This is a genomic window from Halorarius litoreus (assembly GCF_024362405.1).
Classification (GTDB): Archaea; Halobacteriota; Halobacteria; order Halobacteriales; family Haloarculaceae; genus Halorarius; species Halorarius litoreus.
Window position 1 is genome coordinate 2,546,859 of sequence record NZ_CP101454.1, and the last position, 17,135, is coordinate 2,563,993.

At 63.0% G+C, this 17,135-nt stretch carries 18 protein-coding genes; 10 read left to right on the forward strand and 8 right to left on the reverse strand.

Annotated features, from left to right (window positions below; genetic code table 11):
- The first annotated feature begins 6 nt into the window (after positions 1–6).
- The 5 genes from NL126_RS13210 (at position 7) to NL126_RS13230 (ending at position 3,222) form a co-directional block, all read left to right on the forward strand.
- On the forward strand, positions 7–846 hold the full coding sequence (locus NL126_RS13210; RefSeq protein WP_255195346.1) for an RAD55 family ATPase: 840 nt from the start codon (positions 7–9) through the stop codon (positions 844–846).
- A gap of 54 nt (positions 847–900) precedes the next feature.
- On the forward strand, positions 901–1,659 hold the full coding sequence (locus tag NL126_RS13215; RefSeq protein ID WP_255195347.1) for a hypothetical protein: 759 nt from the start codon (positions 901–903) through the stop codon (positions 1,657–1,659).
- Complete coding sequence (locus tag NL126_RS13220) at positions 1,656–2,099, forward strand: DUF8135 domain-containing protein (protein WP_255195348.1); 444 nt, start codon at positions 1,656–1,658, stop codon at positions 2,097–2,099. Before NL126_RS13215 ends, NL126_RS13220 begins: the two co-directional genes overlap by 4 nt.
- Before the next feature lie 157 nt (positions 2,100–2,256).
- Complete coding sequence (locus tag NL126_RS13225) at positions 2,257–2,580, forward strand: transcription factor S (protein ID WP_255195349.1); 324 nt, start codon at positions 2,257–2,259, stop codon at positions 2,578–2,580.
- A gap of 84 nt (positions 2,581–2,664) precedes the next feature.
- Positions 2,665–3,222, forward strand: coding sequence for a hypothetical protein (locus NL126_RS13230; RefSeq protein ID WP_255195350.1), 558 nt, complete (start codon positions 2,665–2,667; stop codon positions 3,220–3,222).
- A 24-nt stretch (positions 3,223–3,246) separates the two neighbouring features.
- On the opposite strand, the gene NL126_RS13235 is transcribed toward NL126_RS13230, so the two are convergent.
- Positions 3,247–4,503, reverse strand: a complete 1,257-nt coding sequence (locus NL126_RS13235; protein WP_255195351.1) for a Glu/Leu/Phe/Val family dehydrogenase — start codon at positions 4,501–4,503, stop codon at positions 3,247–3,249.
- Positions 4,504–4,608: 105 nt separating this feature from the next.
- Positions 4,609–5,400, reverse strand: coding sequence for a class I SAM-dependent methyltransferase (locus NL126_RS13240; RefSeq protein ID WP_255195352.1), 792 nt, complete (start codon positions 5,398–5,400; stop codon positions 4,609–4,611).
- Positions 5,401–5,488: 88 nt separating this feature from the next.
- On the opposite strand from NL126_RS13240, the gene NL126_RS13245 reads away from it, so the two are divergent.
- The gene (locus tag NL126_RS13245) at positions 5,489–6,283 is read left to right on the forward strand and encodes a DUF7847 domain-containing protein (protein WP_255195353.1); all 795 of its coding nucleotides are present in this window, start codon (positions 5,489–5,491) and stop codon (positions 6,281–6,283) included.
- A 60-nt stretch (positions 6,284–6,343) separates the two neighbouring features.
- The gene (gene ilvD / locus NL126_RS13250) at positions 6,344–8,101 is read left to right on the forward strand and encodes a dihydroxy-acid dehydratase (RefSeq protein ID WP_255195354.1); all 1,758 of its coding nucleotides are present in this window, start codon (positions 6,344–6,346) and stop codon (positions 8,099–8,101) included.
- Between the two features lie 97 nt (positions 8,102–8,198).
- Here ilvD and NL126_RS13255 read toward each other — a convergent pair whose 3' ends face one another.
- The gene (locus NL126_RS13255) at positions 8,199–10,121 is read right to left on the reverse strand and encodes a PGF-CTERM sorting domain-containing protein (RefSeq protein WP_255195355.1); all 1,923 of its coding nucleotides are present in this window, start codon (positions 10,119–10,121) and stop codon (positions 8,199–8,201) included.
- A 1,184-nt stretch (positions 10,122–11,305) separates the two neighbouring features.
- Between NL126_RS13255 and NL126_RS13260 the strand changes: the two genes are divergently transcribed.
- Together NL126_RS13260 and NL126_RS13265 are read left to right on the forward strand one after the other, a co-directional pair.
- Positions 11,306–11,755: a DUF7344 domain-containing protein gene (locus tag NL126_RS13260; RefSeq protein WP_255195356.1), complete on the forward strand. Its 450-nt coding sequence runs from the start codon at positions 11,306–11,308 to the stop codon at positions 11,753–11,755.
- Entirely contained in the window at positions 11,739–12,101 is a 363-nt protein-coding gene (locus NL126_RS13265; protein ID WP_255195357.1) for a HalOD1 output domain-containing protein, read from the forward strand. The genes NL126_RS13260 and NL126_RS13265 overlap by 17 nt, the downstream gene beginning before the upstream one ends.
- Before the next feature lie 69 nt (positions 12,102–12,170).
- Here the strand turns inward: NL126_RS13265 and NL126_RS13270 are convergent, their stop codons facing one another.
- From NL126_RS13270 to NL126_RS13280, 3 genes are all read right to left on the reverse strand, one after another.
- Positions 12,171–12,995: an IS5 family transposase gene (locus NL126_RS13270; protein ID WP_255195358.1), complete on the reverse strand. Its 825-nt coding sequence runs from the start codon at positions 12,993–12,995 to the stop codon at positions 12,171–12,173.
- A 240-nt stretch (positions 12,996–13,235) separates the two neighbouring features.
- Positions 13,236–13,445 carry a hypothetical protein gene (locus tag NL126_RS13275; protein WP_255195359.1) on the reverse strand — a complete coding sequence of 70 codons (210 nt, stop codon included), beginning with the start codon at positions 13,443–13,445 and terminating at the stop codon, positions 13,236–13,238.
- A 919-nt stretch (positions 13,446–14,364) separates the two neighbouring features.
- Entirely contained in the window at positions 14,365–14,652 is a 288-nt protein-coding gene (locus tag NL126_RS13280; RefSeq protein ID WP_255195360.1) for a hypothetical protein, read from the reverse strand.
- A 257-nt stretch (positions 14,653–14,909) separates the two neighbouring features.
- On the opposite strand from NL126_RS13280, the gene NL126_RS13285 reads away from it, so the two are divergent.
- The gene (locus tag NL126_RS13285) at positions 14,910–15,137 is read left to right on the forward strand and encodes a HalOD1 output domain-containing protein (protein WP_255195361.1); all 228 of its coding nucleotides are present in this window, start codon (positions 14,910–14,912) and stop codon (positions 15,135–15,137) included.
- A 286-nt stretch (positions 15,138–15,423) separates the two neighbouring features.
- Here the strand turns inward: NL126_RS13285 and NL126_RS13290 are convergent, their stop codons facing one another.
- Both NL126_RS13290 and NL126_RS13295 read right to left on the reverse strand, forming a co-directional pair.
- A complete protein-coding gene (locus NL126_RS13290) occupies positions 15,424–15,612 on the reverse strand; it encodes a hypothetical protein (RefSeq protein ID WP_255195362.1) in 189 nt (62 codons plus the stop codon).
- Positions 15,593–16,711, reverse strand: a complete 1,119-nt coding sequence (locus NL126_RS13295; RefSeq protein ID WP_255195363.1) for a succinylglutamate desuccinylase/aspartoacylase family protein — start codon at positions 16,709–16,711, stop codon at positions 15,593–15,595. Before NL126_RS13295 ends, NL126_RS13290 begins: the two co-directional genes overlap by 20 nt.
- Between the last annotated feature and the right edge of the window lie 424 nt (positions 16,712–17,135).

The following is a 17,135-nucleotide window of genomic DNA, read 5'->3' on the forward strand; positions in this document are numbered from 1 at the left end:
GGTGGTATGGACCGGATTCCGTTCGGCATCCGCCGGCTCGATACGACCATCGACGGCGGGGCGCCGCCCGGTAGCGTCGTCCTGCTCTCCGGCGAGGCGGGCGCCGGCGCTCGGGAGTTCATGTACACCGCGGCGACGATGAACGCTCTCGCCGACACCGATCCCGACCTCTTCGACCTCTACTACGGTTCGCTCTCGCCGAGGGCGACGTCCCCCGAGTCGGTTCACTACGTCTCGTTCACCGCGGAACGGGCCCGGCTCGAACGCGAGATGTCGCTGGCGTTCGACGAGGAGATCATCGAGGAGTCGTCGCCGGGGCTCCACTTCCACGACCTCTCGTCCGAGTACTTCCGGCTCTCGCCGGTCCCGCGAAACTGGTACTCCGAGCGGACGGGCACGATCAGCGACCTCGGCAACGCGACCGAGGAGCGGTCGAGCGTCCCGGAGGCGCTCGGCACCGTCCTCTCGGAACACGCGACGAACAGCCTCGTCGTCATCGACTCGCTGACCGACCTCATCAGCGCGGCAGACGACGACCTCGAGTGGACGGACATTCCCCAGTTGCTGAAGGGCATCTCCCGGGCGGCGTACGACTGGGGCGGACTCATCCTCGTCCATCTCAACCACGAGACGCTCACCGACCGCGAACACGGCCAACTCATCGACGCCTGTGACGGCACCCTGATGTTCGAGTGGGAGTCCGGCGGCTCCACACGCGCTCGAACGCTCGTCGTCCGCCAGTTCCGTGGCGTCCTCTCGCGCATCGAGGACGAGAACATCGTCCGGTTCGAGACCGAGATCGGCGAAGCTGGCTTCGACATCAGCGACGTGCGGAAGATACGATAAGCAGCCACCCAGCAGGCGAACCCTTAACTTTCCACCGAGGGTAGAGGTGGCGTAATGGCGAGCGAGCCGACAGACGGGGGGACGGCGTCGGCAGGTCTCCCCGACGACCTGGACGCCTGGCTCGACGCGCGGGCCGACGAGCTCGGGCTCGACCGCGAGGAGCTCTTCCGGCGGTTGCTCTCCGCGTACCAGGTCGCGGCGACGGCCGGCGACGAGGAGTTCGTGCCGGCGGGTGAGACGGCGGCGCTCGAACGACGACTGGACCGACTCGAACAGCAGCACCGCGAGAGTCTCGACGACGTCCGCAAGCGGGTCGTCCAGGTGAAGAACATCGCGGAGCGGCGTGCACCCAGCGACCACGAGCACGAGGCGTTCGACCGCCTCGACGAACGGGTGACGGCGCTCGCAGAGCGCATCGAGGCGCTCGACGCGACGGCGACGCAGGGTGGGGAGCGCGCCGCCCCGTCCGGGGCGGCGCTCGACGACGTCCAGACGAAGCTCTCGACGGTCGCCCACGCGCTCGTCGCGCTTCGCCGCAAGGTGAACGCGTTAGACGAGGCCGTAGACGGGGCGGACCCCGTCGAGTCGGCGATGGACGGACAGGCGAGCGAGCGGCTGCTGCGACTGAAGCGACTCGCGGCTCGCGAGGGGTACGAGACGGCGACCTGTGCCACCTGCGGCGAGGACGCGCACGTCTCGCTCCTCCCGGAGCCGGCGTGTCCACACTGCCGGGAACCGATCCACGACATCGTCGATCAGGGTACTCTCCGAACGAAGCCGACGCTCGTTGGCGACGAGGAGCGTGGGGAATGACGGACGACTCCGACGGCAGCGATTCCGACGACGACCCCTTCTCAGAGCTCGACGACGTCGACCTCGAGACGGACCCGTTCGCAGAACTGGAGGACGCCGACCCCGAGACGGCGACAGAGGTCGACGTCGACGACCTGTTCACGGAAGTCGAGGTCCCCGATGTCGACGACGAGGCGACCTGGGCGGCGCTCAGCGAGGCGGAGTCCATCGAGACGTTCTCCGGTGGTGGCGAGCGGCCCGACGTGGAGACGGAGCCCGAGGAACACATCGTCCCCAAGCGGGCGTACTGCGAGAAATGCGAGCACTTCTCGGTGCCGCCGGAGACGCGCTGTACCAACCCCGGCACGGAAATCCGTGAACTCGTCGACATGGAACACTTCCAGGTGGCGAACTGTCCGGTCGTCGTCCAGCGACGAGGAATAACCCCGGACGACGACTGACGTGGTCGCCGTCGTGACAACCGGCGACGACTGACGTGGTGAGCGCGGCCTCGCCGCGTGAACGTCGTCGGACGAGCGCTGCGAGTCCGACGGAAGTCGCCGCAATGACAACAGGTGATGGCTGAGGCTTTTTCAGCCTGCGCCTCGCAGTCCGAGTATGCAGTTCTGCGACGAGTGTGGGTCGATGATGCACGCCCAGGGCGACGAGATGGTCTGTTCGTCCTGTGGCCACAGGGTCCCCAAAGACGAGTCTCTCAGCGAGCAGTACACCTCCACCGAAGCGCAGGACGACAGCGACGTCATCGAGACGTCGGAGGAGGCGAACTTCGAGGGGAAACCCACCGCGAGCGACGTGAAGTGCGACAAGTGCGGGCACACGAAGGCGTGGTACACTATCAAGCAGACCGGTGCCGCCGACGAGCCCCCCACGCGGTTCTTCAAGTGCCAGGACTGTGGCTACCGGTGGCGCGAGTACAACTGAGGCGACCTTTCAGCCGTCTGCACGCTCAAACGGCTCTTTGATGCTCCGAGGAACCTATTCGGTGTCCCCAGCAACCAGAACGTGATGAACCGTCGGCAGTTCCTGCTCGCTGGTGGTGGCGCGATCGGCACGCTCGCTGGCGGTACGGCCGTCGGGAAGGCGACGAGAGCGGACATCGTCGCGACGGACGAGATGTCGCGCGCGACGGGCGAGCCGGTGGCCCTCTCGCGAACGGTCACCGACGAGTCTGTCACGTATCTCGACGCGACCGACGAGGTCAGCGACCGCGGCCACACCGACCCGTTCGACAGGTGGGCACGGCGGGAGTGTGCAGAACTCGCAGCAGACACCGTCCTCGACGTCGTTCAGGACCGACTCGAGAAGCCGATAGAGGGCGTCGGATCGGGGCTCCGGGCGCTGCTGTTCGGGTTCGTGGTCACCGTCGACCACACCGTGACGCGAAACAGCGACGGCGAGGTCGTCGGCGAACCGAACGTGCGGCTCGACCGGCTGACGGCGGTTGCCCCGCGCTCGATGACCGTCACGGTCACGCTCGACGGCCGCTCGTTCACGCGGGTGCTCCCGGTCGGCGTCGGCCACGTCGAGGTGTCGTCCCTCGAATCGGACGGCGTGGAGGGGTGACCCCGGTCGAACAGGCATCCTACCTCACGGAAACAGCCCGCGTATCTCGTGGGCCTTGCCGACGCGCTCCAGGGCCACGACGTACGCTGCGGTCCGGAGGTCCGGCGTCTCGCGGGCGGTGTAGGCGTCGAGCATCTCGTCGAAGCCGCGGGCGAGCTTGAGTTCGAGGTCGTCGTTCACCTCCTGGAGGCTCCAGCTGTACTGCTGGGAGTTCTGGACCCACTCCAGATACGAGACGATGACACCGCCGGCGTTCGCGAGGATGTCCGGGAGGACGGGGACGTCGCGCTCGCGGAGGACGGCGTCGGCGGCGACGGTCGTCGGGCCGTTCGCGGCCTCGACCACGAGGTCCGCGCGGAGCTCCTCGGCCACGGATTCGGTGATGACGTTCTCGATGGCCGCCGGGATCAGCGCGTCCACGTCCAGTCGGAGCAGGTGGTCGTTGTCGATGGCGTCGGCGGCCGCGTCGTCCTCGTAGCCCGCCATGACACCGTTCTCCGAGATGTAGCGCTCGATGTCCATCACGTCGAGGCCGTCGGGGTCGTGAACCCCGCCCGAGACGTCGGAGACGGCGACCACGTCCGCGCCCATCGAGGAGAGCAGGCGCGCGGTGACGGAGCCGACGTTGCCGAACCCCTGCACGGCGACCGTCGCGCCGTCGAGGTCGCGGTCGAGATACTCGAACATGCGCCGGGTGGTGATGGCGACCCCCCGACCGGTGGCCTCGACGCGCCCCGCGGTCCCGCCGACCTCGATGGGCTTGCCCGTCACCACGTCGGGGATGACGTAGCCGCCGTACATCGAGTAGGTGTCCATCAGCCACGCCATCTCCTGTTGGCCGGTGTTTATGTCGGGAGCGGGAACGTCGACGTCCGGGCCGATCATCCGGCGGATGCCCTCGGTGTATCGTCGGGTGAGGCTCTCGCGCTCTCGACGAGACATCTCCGTCGGGTCACAGACGACCCCGCCCTTCGCGCCGCCGTAGGGGAGGTCGACGAGCGCGGTCTTCCACGTCATCCAGCCCGCGAGCGCCGTCACCTCGTCCATCGAGACGCCCGGATGGTAGCGGATGCCGCCCTTGTACGGGCCTCTGGCGGAGTCGAACTGGCACCGGAACCCCTCGTACACTTCCACGCTCCCGTCGTCGCGCTCGATGGGCAGCGACACCTTCAGGGTGCGTTCGGGGTGTTTCAGCCGCTCGAACACGCCTTCGTCGACGTCGGCGTACGGTTCGGCGGCTTCCATCTGGGCCAGCATGTTCCCCAGCGCGTCGTCGGTCATACCGAGCGGTCTGCGCGCCGGTATCTAAGCCTTGATATTCGTTGCTGGTGCTGACAATACTTGCCACGCCCCCTGGTCGGTGCCCCAACTCGACGACGCGGTGGGTTACGGGACCCGTCCGGAGAGCACTTCGATTTCGACGTGCTGGACGAACGGCTCGTCGCCGGCCTCGGCGAGTCGCGCCCGCAGGTCGGTCTCGAACGCCTCGCGGTCGTCGCCCAGCACCGCGGGCGAGCAGAACGACAGCGAGAGACAGTAGCCCACGATCTCGTCGACGGTCCACTCGCGTGCCGTCGGGAACCGCTCGCTCGTCACGTCCACGAGCCCTCGTTCGGACAGGAGTTCGTCCCACGGGTCCTCGTACTCGATGTCGTCCGGATGTTCGCGTTCGGGCTGGTCGTCGACGTACGCGTCGGCGACGGCGTGGACGATCGCTTGCCAGTCGTCCCGGCCGTGTGTGAGCCACTCCTCGTCAGACAGGATCGCCACGCCGCCGTCCGACTCGGTACGCTCCTGCAGGTAGTCGACGGTCGCACGGCCGTCCATCCAGTGGAACGCCCGGCCTATCGTCGTCAGCCGGAGCGGCCCGACGTCTGCACCCTCTCGGAGGTCGGTGTCCGAGCCAACCACCCACTCGACGTTGTCGACACCGGCTTCGGTCGCCCGATCGCGTGCGTGCGCCAGCATCGCCTCGTTCGGGTCCATCCCGACCACCTCGCCCGCGTGCGCGGCGAGCGGGACGGTGAGCTGGCCAGCGCCACAGCCGAGGTCCAGTACTCTGGCGTCGGCGTCGAGGGCAAACCGGTCGACGAGGTACTGGATGGCTGGGTCGCCGTAGCCGGGGCGGTAGCGGGCGTAGTACGCCTCGGTGCTCTCGAAGCGGTCAGTGGGGGCCATCGGACCCGAACGCTCGCCCCGGGCTGGCAAAACGGCGTCGGTTCGCCTGGCCCGAAAACACTTGTCGGTGGCCTGTTCGCTCGAACCTGTGCCCGCACTCCAGTCCCTCCGCGACGCGACGGACGTACTTCGGACGGCGCCGTGGCTGTTCGCCGCCGGTGCGCTCGCCGCGTTCGTCTCCACGCTCGACACCGCCGCCGACAGCGGTCTCACCGCCCTGCTCGACCTGTTCGTCGGCCCGTTCGTCACCGCCGGTATCGTCGGCGTCGCGCTCGTCTCCCTCCGGAACGACCGGCCCCGGGCCAGCTTTCTCGACCGGGCGCAGTCGAACGTCCTGCGAGTACTCGCGGCGTACTTGCTCGCCGGCATCGCGAGCCTCCTCGTGTTGCTGGTTCCCGGGCTACTCGCGTGGGACGCGCTGAAGCCAGCGCTCGTGACGCTCGTCGAGGGCGGCACGCCCGCGTTCGGGGCCGGCGACGTCGTGGTGTTCGCACTCTTGGCCGTCGTCGCCTTCGCCGTCTCGCTGGCGTTCTCGCTCGTCGCGCCCGCGGTAGTCGACGGCCACGGTGTCTTCGAGTCGCTCGGCGAGAGCTACTCGCGGGTGCGGTCGAACCTGCGGGCAGCACTCGGCTTCGGCCTCGTCGACGGCGTGGTCAAGCTCGTCGCGGTCGGGCCGGGGCTCTACGTCGGTCTCGCGGGAATCATCGAGAACCCGCAAGCTGCGGGGTCGTTCGGGGGGACGGCACTCCTCCTGCTGTTCGTCGGCGGCACCGTCGCCACGACGGTCGGCCACGTGTACGCGACAGCGTTCTACGAACGAGTCGGGCCGGCCAAGCGCCGACCGGGACGTGACCGTGCCGCACGCGGGACGGACGGCTGGTGACGAGCCAGCAACATCTGTCCGGTCGCCACCCCTTAAGCCACCGGGCGACAACGGCTTCGTATGAGCCAGCAGGAACCTCCGGAGCGAGACGACTCGGCGACCCCGGAAAAACCCGAGAACCTCCGCTCGCGGGAAGTCACGGAAGGCCCAGAGCGAGCGCCCCACCGCGCGATGTTCCGCGCGATGGGGTTCGACGACGAGGACCTCGCGAGCCCGATGGTGGGCGTCGCCAACCCCGCCGCCGATATCACGCCGTGTAACGTCCACCTCGACGACGTCGCGCAGTCGGCTATCGACGGCGTCGACGCACACGGCGGTATGCCCATCGAGTTCGGCACCATCACCATCTCGGACGCCATCTCGATGGGCACCGAGGGGATGAAGGCCTCGCTCATCAGCCGGGAGGTCATCGCCGACTCCGTCGAACTCGTCGCGTTCGGCGAGCGGATGGACGCGCTGGTGACGGTCGCGGGCTGTGACAAGAACCTCCCCGGGATGATGATGGCCTCGATCCGCACGGACCTCCCCTCCGTGTTCCTCTACGGGGGCTCGATCATGCCCGGCCAACACGAGGGACGCGAGGTGACCGTCCAGAACGTGTTCGAGGGCGTCGGCGCCGTCTCCTCCGGCGACATGACCGAGGACGAACTCGTCGAACTCGAACACGACGCCTGTCCCGGCGCGGGCTCCTGCGGCGGGATGTTCACCGCGAACACGATGGCCTCGATCTCGGAGGCGCTCGGTATGGCGCCGCTCGGCTCCGCGAGCCCGCCCGCCGAAGACCCCGGGCGGTACGAGGTGGCCGAGCGCGCGGGCGAACTCGTCCTGGAGTGCGTCGAGCAGGACCGCAAACCCTCCGACATCCTCTCGAAAGAGAGCTTCGAGAACGCCATCGCCGTGCAGGTCGCCCTCGGCGGCTCGACGAACGCCGTCCTGCATCTCTTGGCGCTCGCTGCGGAAGCCGGCATCGACCTCTCCATCGAGGCGTTCGACGAGATCTCCAAGCGCACCCCCAAAATCGCCAATCTGCAACCGGGTGGCACGCGCGTCATGAACGACCTCCACGAGGTTGGCGGCGTCCCGGTCATCATCCGTCGTCTCCTCGACGGTGGTTACATGCACGGCGACGCGATGACCGTCACCGGTCGGACGCTCGCCGAGGAGGTCGAGTATCTGGCGTCGACGGGCCAGCTTCCGAACGACGACGACATCGACGTGGACTTCCTGAAGCCCGTCGACGATCCGTTCCACGAGGAGGGTGCCATCAAGATCCTCACGGGGAACCTCGCGCCCGACGGTGCCGTCCTCAAGGTGACCGGCGAGGACAAGTGGTTCCACGAGGGGCCGGTCCGCGTGTTCGAAGACGAGGAGGGTGCAATGAAGTACGTGCAGGAGGGGCGTATCGAGTCGGGCGACGTCATCATCATCCGCAACGAGGGGCCGCAGGGCGGCCCTGGGATGCGCGAGATGCTCGGCGTGACGGCGGCGGTCGTCGGCGCCGGCCACGAAGACGACGTGGCGATGCTGACGGACGGGCGGTTCTCCGGCGCCACGCGTGGGCCGATGATCGGCCACGCCGCACCCGAGGCGTACGTCGGCGGCCCCATCGCCGCGCTCCAAGACGGTGACACCGTCACCATCGACATCGAGGCCCGCTCCATCGAGGTCGACCTCACCGACGAGGAGCTCGACGAGCGCCTGGCCGACTGGGAACAGCCCGAGCCGAACTACTCGACCGGCGTCCTCGCGAAGTACGGCCAGTCGTTCGGGTCGGCGGCGAACGGGGCCGTGACGAACCCCGGCGCGAAGCGCGAGTAACCGACTCGCGTTCCGACTCGGTATTTTCCGACGCTGACCGGAAGTGCCCTACCTGTCGGTCACGTCAAATAGCGTCGAAAGAAGTGGGTCGAGTCGGTTACTCGTCTCGGCGGGCGAGCAGGAGCGCTGCACCGAGCATCGCGACGGCCGCGAGGCCGATGCCGAACCCGGGACCGGCGCCGTCGGTGCCGGAACTCCCGCTGCCGCTCTGACTACCGGCACCGCCCGCGGCCGGGTCCTGCGGGATGCCGAGGTACTCGTAGGCGCCATCCACGTCCAGCTCGGGGAACGTCTGGTTGTAGGTGCCCGCGAGGTGGACGGTCGTGTTCGCACCGACCGGGCCGAGCGCGCGCACGTCCGCTTCGGTCGCGTCGGCACTCACTGCCCCGTCGAGCCTGACGTAGGTGTTGACCTGCTCGCCCTCGGTGCGACCGACGATGCTCGCGATCTTCAGGTTCGAGTCCGTCGACGCGCGAATGGCCTCGCGGAGCGACGTGAGGTCTTCGAACGCCGCACCGGCCTCGATTCTGAGCTCCTGTTCGGTCAGGTCGACGTCGACCTTCGCCTTCCGGAGCTTCGCGTCCTGGAAGGCGCGGATGAAGCGCCGCGTCTCGGTGTCGGAGGCGTTCGTCGAGTTGAGCAGCGTGTTCGAGGTGCGCTGGAGGAGATCCTCCTGCTGGATGCTCGCGGTGGCGTCGACGACGACCTCCTCGCCCTGCGTCTCCGCGTGGAGTTCGTACTCGGCGTTCGCCGTGTCGATGCCACGGGCGTCGAGCGCGTCGCGGTACGCCGCCCAGTTCTCGGTCCGGTAGTCGACGCTCGCCTCGACGGTCGTCGGCGACGACGACGGCGAGTCGACGGTCACGTCGAACGTGAACGTCTCGATCAGCCCCGACTCCTGTCGGGCGTCGAGCGTCTTCTCGACGCGGTCGAGCTGGGTGGCGAGCTGGACGTTCTCCTCGGTGTCGACGGAGCTCGCGACGGTCATCGCCGCGCGAATCGCCCCGTCGTACTCGGAGAGCCGTGCGGTGAACTCACCGGAGACCGACTCGGGCGTCTGGTCGAACCGGAGGCTCACCTCGTCGACGTGGAGCTCGGCGACGCTGTCGGCCACTTCCTGCGCCTCCGCCTCGGTGAGGTTGTACTGCTCGGAGTTCACGAGCGAGGCCGAAATCTGCTGCTGGACCCCCTCGTCGATGCCGGTGTACTCGACGGTGAACGCGATGTCGAGCCGCGCACCCGAGGAGGTCTCGGTGTACGCGTACGACTCCAGCGTCACGTCGCTCGACCCGCCGAGCGATTGGGCGAGAGAGCTGTACTGCGCTTCGAGACTCTGTTCGGCGCGGGCTCGCGTGCTCCAGCGGTCCTGCGCGAAGGAGCTGAGGGTGTAGTTCTGCGACCCGTCGAGCGTGTAGCCGTTCTCGGTCTCCCGCACCGAGAACTGCTGGTGCTGCGAGTCGCCGAGCGCGCTGCGGAGGTTCGCGTTGAACTGGCCCGACGCCGTGAACGTGTCGGGGGCGACCTCGACGCTCCCGGAGGCTTCTGCGCCGGTGATGATGCCGGTCGCGGCCGTGTTCGAGTCGTTGAGCGTCGCCTGGAGGCTGGCGTCGAACGCCGCGTTCTCGTCGGTCTGTTCGGCCGTCGCGTCGAGCGTCATCGACGTGATGCTCGCCGGCGTCGGCGCCACGAGCGAGCCGTTGGCCGTCATCCCGTCAGGGTCGATGACCGCGGTGGCCTGCCCGGTGGCGTCGGTCTCGGTCGCGTTCGTCACGACGAGCGCGTGGAGCACGCTCTCGCTCACGTCGATGCCGAACTCGGTCTGACTCCCCTCGGAGTCGTTCTGGTACATCAGCACCACGTCACCCTCCTCGGTGACGTAGGCGTCCTCGGCTTCGGGGAGACCGTCGTCGTCGTCGCTCTCCTCCTGCAGCAGCGGACTGGCGGCGACGCCACCCGTTGCGGCGGCGAGTACGAGCAGGAGTGCCAGGGCGGTCGCCGTGAGACGGCTCGCCCAGCTCACCGGTCTGTCCTCGTCGTCGGAGCTTCGACGACCGCGTCAGGGCGCGGTCGACGGTCGGTTCGTCGGTTTCGTCGGGGACCAAAGGGACCCATAGTCAGCCGATTTTCCGCCCCCGGTCATAAAATCCTGAGTATTGTTTTCACTCCTAACTCCTGGCGTGCGCTCACGAGCGTGATAATAAGAAGGACCCGGAAGGGGGAGTGGGTCCGTCGGGGATTGTTGGGGTTGAACGGAACGGTTCGACGTCGTCGAGGTGTGGAATTCCTGTCGGCGACGATCTCGTGAGTCCCCGTCCCCACGAGATACCATCTCTTGGGGAGTCACCTATCTAACTATGGAGTGGTTACCTCAGGGCGGTTGACAGTAGGGGCCGGAATCGGCGCGTAGAACCTGGCTACCTTCTGGTTAGTTCGTGTCGAATTTCTGAATAGTATGGTGGCTGGGTCTGGATGTTTCAGTTTCACCTTCATGTCCGTCTATATTCGTGTGTCTGTTCTGCTGGTGATAATACTGTTAATACGCGTGATTCGGGGTGGTCGGTTTCGTTGGGTCGATGTTGGTGGCTTGGCTGGTCACGGTTCGTTGGCCGGGATGTTGTGGAAGGAATCCGGTGGTTCGTCCAGTGGTGTGATTTCCGAACCACTCGAACAGGTTGAAACCCCGGAAAAGGGCGACGGGCAATCAATTATTCCTGCGTGTCAGCGTAGCGTGATTTATAGTGCCTCGCAATATGTCTCCGACAGGCATCCCAAATGTCTCCATCTCGTGATATTGGTTCAGATTTAGACCGGCAAATCGATCGGTACCACCACCTAGAAAATCAAGGCTTCAGGATTTTACAAGCTTCGTTCACATTTTTTGTAATAATTCTCTCCACTCTTACTCTAATTGTGGGTGCAACTGACTTTTCTAATAGTTTGCCAACCTTAGACTCAATCGGCTCTGTTGAAACCCTCAAACGCCTATATGTTGCATCGGTTTGCCGTATTGCAGGACGTGAATAGCCCCAATCACTGATGGAGTCCTGCTCGATATTGTTGCTCTCAGACAACGCCCTGAAGCCGACATTCTGATCAGGTTCGTAGACGTCTCGTATCTGGACATAAATCGCTCGTAATCGGGAAATAACCCTGTCTATCTCGGCCCGGGGAACCGTTAATGCACCCCGCGTTCATTCTACAGAAATGGCTGGCGAACCAGATACCGATGAGAAAGCCACATCCGACGCTTCTGCACCACCCGACAAACAACTGCCGTCGCCCGACTTTCTAGAAATCGAACCTGTGTACGAGGCGTTAGGACACTCCCGACGGCGCTACCTGTGCTACACCCTTTTCGAAACCACCGAGTGGTCGCTGACCGACTTGGCGACGAAAATCGCCGCGTGGGAGAACGATATTCCCGAACACGCAGTATCGGCAGACCAGCGCGAAGAGGTGTACGTCTCGCTCTACCACGCTCACGTCCCGAAGCTCGTTGACGAAGATGTTATTACGTTCGACGAGGCGACCGAGACGATTACGACCGCCGAACACGCCGAACAGGTTTTGACCGCCCTCGAAGGGATTGGTGCCAGCCTCGACTCGAATCAGGAAGCGCACGCACGGAGTGAGATGGATGAGCGAGAAGACTAACGGTGGAATCAAAAGTGACGACGACCCAACCAGTGGTGCCGATACGCACTGGTCGCAGGTGGGACAGCGTCACTACGAACCCGATGGGCGGGGTGGACTCACGACTGCAATCGTCTACGTCATCGCAGAGGCCAAAGGCGTCTCCCCAAGTGAGGTAAAATCGCCGCCGCTGTACGAAACCGTGGACGTACCAGCGATTGAAGACGCGTTCTTCGGGCCGAACATGGGCGAGAAGTCTCGCCAGGGCGTCGGCACGGTCGAGTTCCAGTACACCGAATTCCTCGTGAAAGTCAAGAGTGACGGCTGGATTCAAGTTTATGAACTCTCTGAGCCTCAGCAGGTGTGAACGACCACCTGTTGATTGTGGTCTCAGACCATCTACAGCCACTGACGTCTGTGACTACGACGGACGGAACTACGTGAGCGTCTGTTCGATGTTGTGAACGACACATTTGATGACGAGTTCGCGGAATTGCTTCCACCAGCGGCGTGATCGCACAAACGCACCGTATTTCTGTTTGATCGCCGTATTGACTGTCTCGTTCATATTTCGTCGATGGTAGAGGTCGCTATCCAACCGTGCATTCCATGCCTTTTGGAGCGATGAAAACTCTCGATGCTTGATGAGCGGTCGAATACCGTGCTTCCGTGTGAGCTGACGGAGGGTCTGGTCATCGTATCCTTTGTCGCCAGTCAATACCTCAATTGAGTCCGCGTTCCGTTTGACCACCTGTGGCGCGATCTGTGTATCGTGTGTTCGTGTCGTCGTCACGTGGATGTCGAGCACGGCGTTAATTGCCGTATCTACCAGTAGCGTCGTCTTCAGCTGCTGGATGGTGAGATTCGTTCGCTTCGTGTAGTGAGTTGATGCATACGCCCGCTCGAACCCCGAAGCATCGATGCCGGTAACGCCGTTTAGCGGCATCTCCGAGAGGGAAACATTCAGTAGAACCCGCCAGACAGCCATCTCCAAGCGGTCGAATACCTTACAGAGTGTCGAGGGTGCAGGGATCGAATCAAGATCGACGGCGTCACGAATGCGAGGCATCTCGATGAGTTCATCAACCAGATCGCGGTACGTGGTCGTCTTCTTCACCTTCAGACAGAGCAGGACGACGTGCTGGCGAAGCGTGAACCGTTTCCGTGAATAGCGAGTGGAATACCGTGGAACAGCACGGCGAGCCAGCACCATCGCCCGTTCAACGAATTGAAGAAGCCGTGACTTCGGGAGAGCGTCCATCTCTCCATTAGCTAGTCCTCAGTCATGATTGTCAGAAAGGATTTCAACAAGGCCGAAATAGTCGTCTTTCCGTCTGTACCGCTCGGTGCCCCCCTTCGCTGATAACCGACTCGCGCTCTGAGTTCAGCACGACCTCAGAAACCTACCCATTCCCTGTCAGAAGTGCCGTGCAAGATAGAGAGGGTGAGTGTATCACTCGTTTTCGTAGAAAAATACCGACGTAGTGCAGTTCACGCAGTCTTACCTCACCAGCCACTTGTCCAACACAATATCGCTGGCAGTCAAGCCGAGATATCCGCCGGCGACGATGACAACGAATGTTACGACCATATCAGACTGCGACTGAATATTGTAGATATTGAGCCCGGCGACACTGATAGCGATTGTGGCGACTGCGAGGGCGACCAGCCAAAGCAGTCGTCGCGGATTGAGGAGGGTACGCTGTTCCATAGACGAGGTTACTGTCGTATCGCTAATATACCTTACCGGGAGTCGACGAGGCTGAGAACGCTCAGTCGAGACCGATACACACGCGCCCTCTATGCAGCACGGGCGTGGAAACCTCACCAAATGCTGTTAGAAATGGTGTACAAGATATCGAGGGTGGATGGAGCACGCCGGGAGATTCGAGGGGTACATTCAATTGACCAGCTCGGTTGCCAACCCACCCATCGCTGCCATCGTATATACGCCGATGATGAACGGAAGACTCACGTCGAATCCTGCTACGACAGTGAGGTACCCGCCAACGATAGTTACGGCACCAACGGGAATCAACGCGCTGAGAGCGAGCCGCTGGACACGCCCCGTTTGTCCACCCACGAGAGTACGAGCCACGAGTATCCCACCAACGATGGCGAGAAGAACGGCCCCTGCCGACGGGAAGAGTGGAAGTAACATATTTCCCAGTCCGAAAAGGGGCCTGACACCAGTTCTGGGGGGTGGGTACGAAATGACGGCGGTTACGAGTGCGAAGACGAGTAGCGCTCCCCCGAAACGATTCAATCGAGGTGGTGTGTGATTCTGTTGACTACTGTTCATATCGCTGGCAACTCCTGCAATGAGGATGTGTCTTGTGGGAGGGATAGTTCCTCAACGCAAGGACTCTCGTCTTGGTTGGGTCTTGAACAGGCGATTCGGACTACTCGGAGTTGAAAGACTCGCGCGCTCTATTCATCACGCTCGCAGAAACCTCATCAAACGCTGTCAGAAGCGTCGTGCGAGATCTCGAGGCTGTATGCAGCACCGACTCTTGGTATGCTACTCGTTCTCTTTGCTGGTCGAACTCCGGGGCTAATTGGTCACAGCTCAGTTGAAATCCCATTTATCAGGCACAATACAGTATAAACCAACCGGTCGCTGAAGAGTGCTACGTACTGGCCGAGTAACGACCGTACTGGTAGGCGAACCACATGAGGACCGCCGGGATTGCAATGAATTTCAGGACATCGAACAGCATGCTATAGAATACAATTGTCTCACCGATTGATCCAAGTTCAGGGAGCCACACTGGGAACCCCGAGGAACCCTGGCGAACCCCATCGACAGCCATCGTGAGCAGCCGCTCACCGATCAAGATCATGGTCAGGAGGCCGACAAGGGCGATTCCCGGCCGACGGAGGGACGGTTCCTCACGGAACGACGCTATCAGGGACACTGGAGTAAAAACAGTCATCGTTCGGTATATGCTTTGAGGGCTCTGTTGAAATCCTCGGGATTTGATACAAACGGCGTGCTGAATTCAGAGGGTAAATTCAGCACGGACTCGTGGTGTGCTACTCGTTCAGATTCCGTCTCATTTCCCGGGCCTATTCACCGGGAGGTTCGCATCTGAGGAGGTTGGAGAGATTCTATGGTGTTCTGTAGGCTGCAATAATACAAAGAATTCATTTTTGTAGACTCTTACCCCGGTTTATGGGTGAAGTGGGGGGAATTTCAGGTAGAGTGCTATCCGAAGTAGCGCAGCAAGACGGAACGCCGGAAGAGGAGCTTCCGCCTTTGTATGACGCAATCGACGTTGATGCACTCGAGTCGATTTTCGAACACGCAACCAGGTCGCCAGAAGCCACTCCTAAAGTCCAGTTCACATATGCTGGATACACCATCACGGTTCACGACCGGCAGACGATTCAGGTCGAGTGATAGACCCTCTGTATCGACCGCTCCAATCAACTGGTTACGACTACTAACTCGTGACCGACTCGCGCCCTGTATTCAGCACGGCCTCAGAAGCCTCACCAGTCCCTGTCAGAAGTGCCGTGTGAGATATCGAGGGTGTATGCAGCAAGCAGCAACACTTCAATTCACCGTAGTGTGCTAGGTGGGTCGTCCCTGGCTTGTCGTAGGCGATGAACTTCGACACTGGACCATCCTCCTCAATGGTCAGCCAGTGGGCAGAGCCCTGCATCTCGGGTGCCCACTGATTGTACTATGCAAATCGTGTGAACGCGTCGAAGAACGCTTCCAGCTCTGCTTTTATCTCGACGCTCGCTGTCGCGTGTTCAATTCTAAGGAACGACGGAGCATCTGGGCTCTTACCGATTACGTCGAAGTCGATAGTCGTCTGCTTGCTGCCGCCGGGCCGGTCGATTGTGAGTTTACGTCGTGTCAGGGGCATCACCACCGTGTTCAGAGTTCGGGTGCTGGCTGTGCTCGGCATACCATCGTGGTTCGGGCCACTGGAAGCCGCCTTCGCGGTAGACGTCGAACACGCCCCGCTCGATGTCGTCGCGAATTACGTCGGCGGTCGTTTCGTCGATACTCACGAAGTGACACAGCGGATGCCCTGGGTACGCTACTGCGTTTTCGAGGACGCCGACGACGAGGCCGGTCGACGGCGCGCGAACGACTTCCACGTCGTCCTTGAAGTGATCGGAGATCGTGAACAGCGGCTCTCCCTCCTCGACGAGCGGGTGCGGGCCCCACTCCATCTCGACGAGCCCGCCGGTCTCGGCGCGGAGCCACGTCTTCTCACCGCCACGGGCGACCACGTGGGTCCACCCGGGCCAAGAGACTGGTTGGTCAGGAAGCACCTCGTGTTCGGCGAGAACGCTCGCGACGCAGTGGAGCGCCCGGTCGAGGTGCGCCGTCTGGAACCGGTGGGCCCGCCCCATCTCGACAGTAACCGTCGGGATACCGTCTCGACAGGCCACTCTCCGGAGCGTCCCGTGCGAGCCCTCGCCGTCAAGGATGATACTCGTGCCGAACGCCCGAGCGAGCCGATTGACGGCTGGGTCGTTCATATCGGCGCGGACATGGTACATCGTCGTCCGATTGCGCGTCGATGTGTGAAAGTCCAGCCCGAGATCGCATTTCGAGATGAACTCCTCGTAGATCGTGTTCGCGAGCCGTTTGGCCATCGTACTCCGGGCGTTCCCGGGGAACGACCGATTGAGGTCTTCGTCGTAGATGGGAATGTAACGCTGCTGGGCGAGGAACCCCGGCACGTTCAGCACATGGAGGCAGACAAGCGCACCGTGGAGGTCCTCGGGCTCGTAGCGATCTGCGACCTCCTGGATGATCTTGACGCCGTTTAGTTCGTCTCCGTGGACGGCCGCCGTCAGGAAGACGCACGGGCCGTCCGACATCCCATTGATCACCGTTACCGGAATCTCGAGCGAGTCTCCGTGATACGTCTCACTACACGCGAAACGGAATGACTGCTTTTCCCCCGGTGCGATTGTGCGTCCACCCACGGAAACTGGCTTATTCGTCATCGGCATCTACTCAGAGTGTTGGTGTGACTGTCTCGCTCGTTTGCGCATTCGCTCGCTGTTCGTAAATCGGTATCCCTGGTCTCGCAGAACGTCGAAAATCGGTTCGGAATCCAAGATCTCGTGGACTTGATGAACCCCATCGAGAACCGTCGTATCGTGAATGGCCATCGACACGATTGCTGCGATGATACCGGTCGCTCGACTCTGTTCTCGCCCATCGATTGCCGTCATCAGCGTCTTCGCAGTCGAATCTACCTGCCCATCAACCTCGACCGTCACAGCGAACCCATCCCCGCCGACCGAGAGTGTCGAGACGAGTTCCGTTAGTCGACCGAGTCCGATTGCGTCGACGACAGGGCGGGCGATACAACCCGAGCCGCGAGAGGCCATATGCTGCCGACTTGATCACCCGCGAGTCGAAACA

Bases quoted from the DNA above. Each gene is read 5' to 3' on its own strand.
- NL126_RS13265 (WP_255195357.1), top strand. From the start codon at position 11,739: ATGAGCGAGAAGACTAACGGTGGAATCAAAAGTGACGACGACCCAACC.
- NL126_RS13215 (WP_255195347.1), top strand. From the start codon at position 901: ATGGCGAGCGAGCCGACAGACGGGGGGACGGCGTCGGCAGGTCTCCCC.
- NL126_RS13225 (WP_255195349.1), top strand. From the start codon at position 2,257: ATGCAGTTCTGCGACGAGTGTGGGTCGATGATGCACGCCCAGGGCGAC.
- NL126_RS13270 (WP_255195358.1), bottom strand. From the start codon at position 12,995: ATGGACGCTCTCCCGAAGTCACGGCTTCTTCAATTCGTTGAACGGGCG.
- NL126_RS13240 (WP_255195352.1), bottom strand. From the start codon at position 5,400: ATGGCCCCCACTGACCGCTTCGAGAGCACCGAGGCGTACTACGCCCGC.
- NL126_RS13235 (WP_255195351.1), bottom strand. From the start codon at position 4,503: ATGACCGACGACGCGCTGGGGAACATGCTGGCCCAGATGGAAGCCGCC.
- NL126_RS13210 (WP_255195346.1), top strand. From the start codon at position 7: ATGGACCGGATTCCGTTCGGCATCCGCCGGCTCGATACGACCATCGAC.
- ilvD (WP_255195354.1), top strand. From the start codon at position 6,344: ATGAGCCAGCAGGAACCTCCGGAGCGAGACGACTCGGCGACCCCGGAA.
- NL126_RS13220 (WP_255195348.1), top strand. From the start codon at position 1,656: ATGACGGACGACTCCGACGGCAGCGATTCCGACGACGACCCCTTCTCA.
- NL126_RS13295 (WP_255195363.1), bottom strand. From the start codon at position 16,711: ATGACGAATAAGCCAGTTTCCGTGGGTGGACGCACAATCGCACCGGGG.
- NL126_RS13285 (WP_255195361.1), top strand. From the start codon at position 14,910: ATGGGTGAAGTGGGGGGAATTTCAGGTAGAGTGCTATCCGAAGTAGCG.
- NL126_RS13260 (WP_255195356.1), top strand. From the start codon at position 11,306: ATGGCTGGCGAACCAGATACCGATGAGAAAGCCACATCCGACGCTTCT.
- NL126_RS13230 (WP_255195350.1), top strand. From the start codon at position 2,665: ATGAACCGTCGGCAGTTCCTGCTCGCTGGTGGTGGCGCGATCGGCACG.
- NL126_RS13290 (WP_255195362.1), bottom strand. From the start codon at position 15,612: ATGCCCCTGACACGACGTAAACTCACAATCGACCGGCCCGGCGGCAGC.
- NL126_RS13275 (WP_255195359.1), bottom strand. From the start codon at position 13,445: ATGGAACAGCGTACCCTCCTCAATCCGCGACGACTGCTTTGGCTGGTC.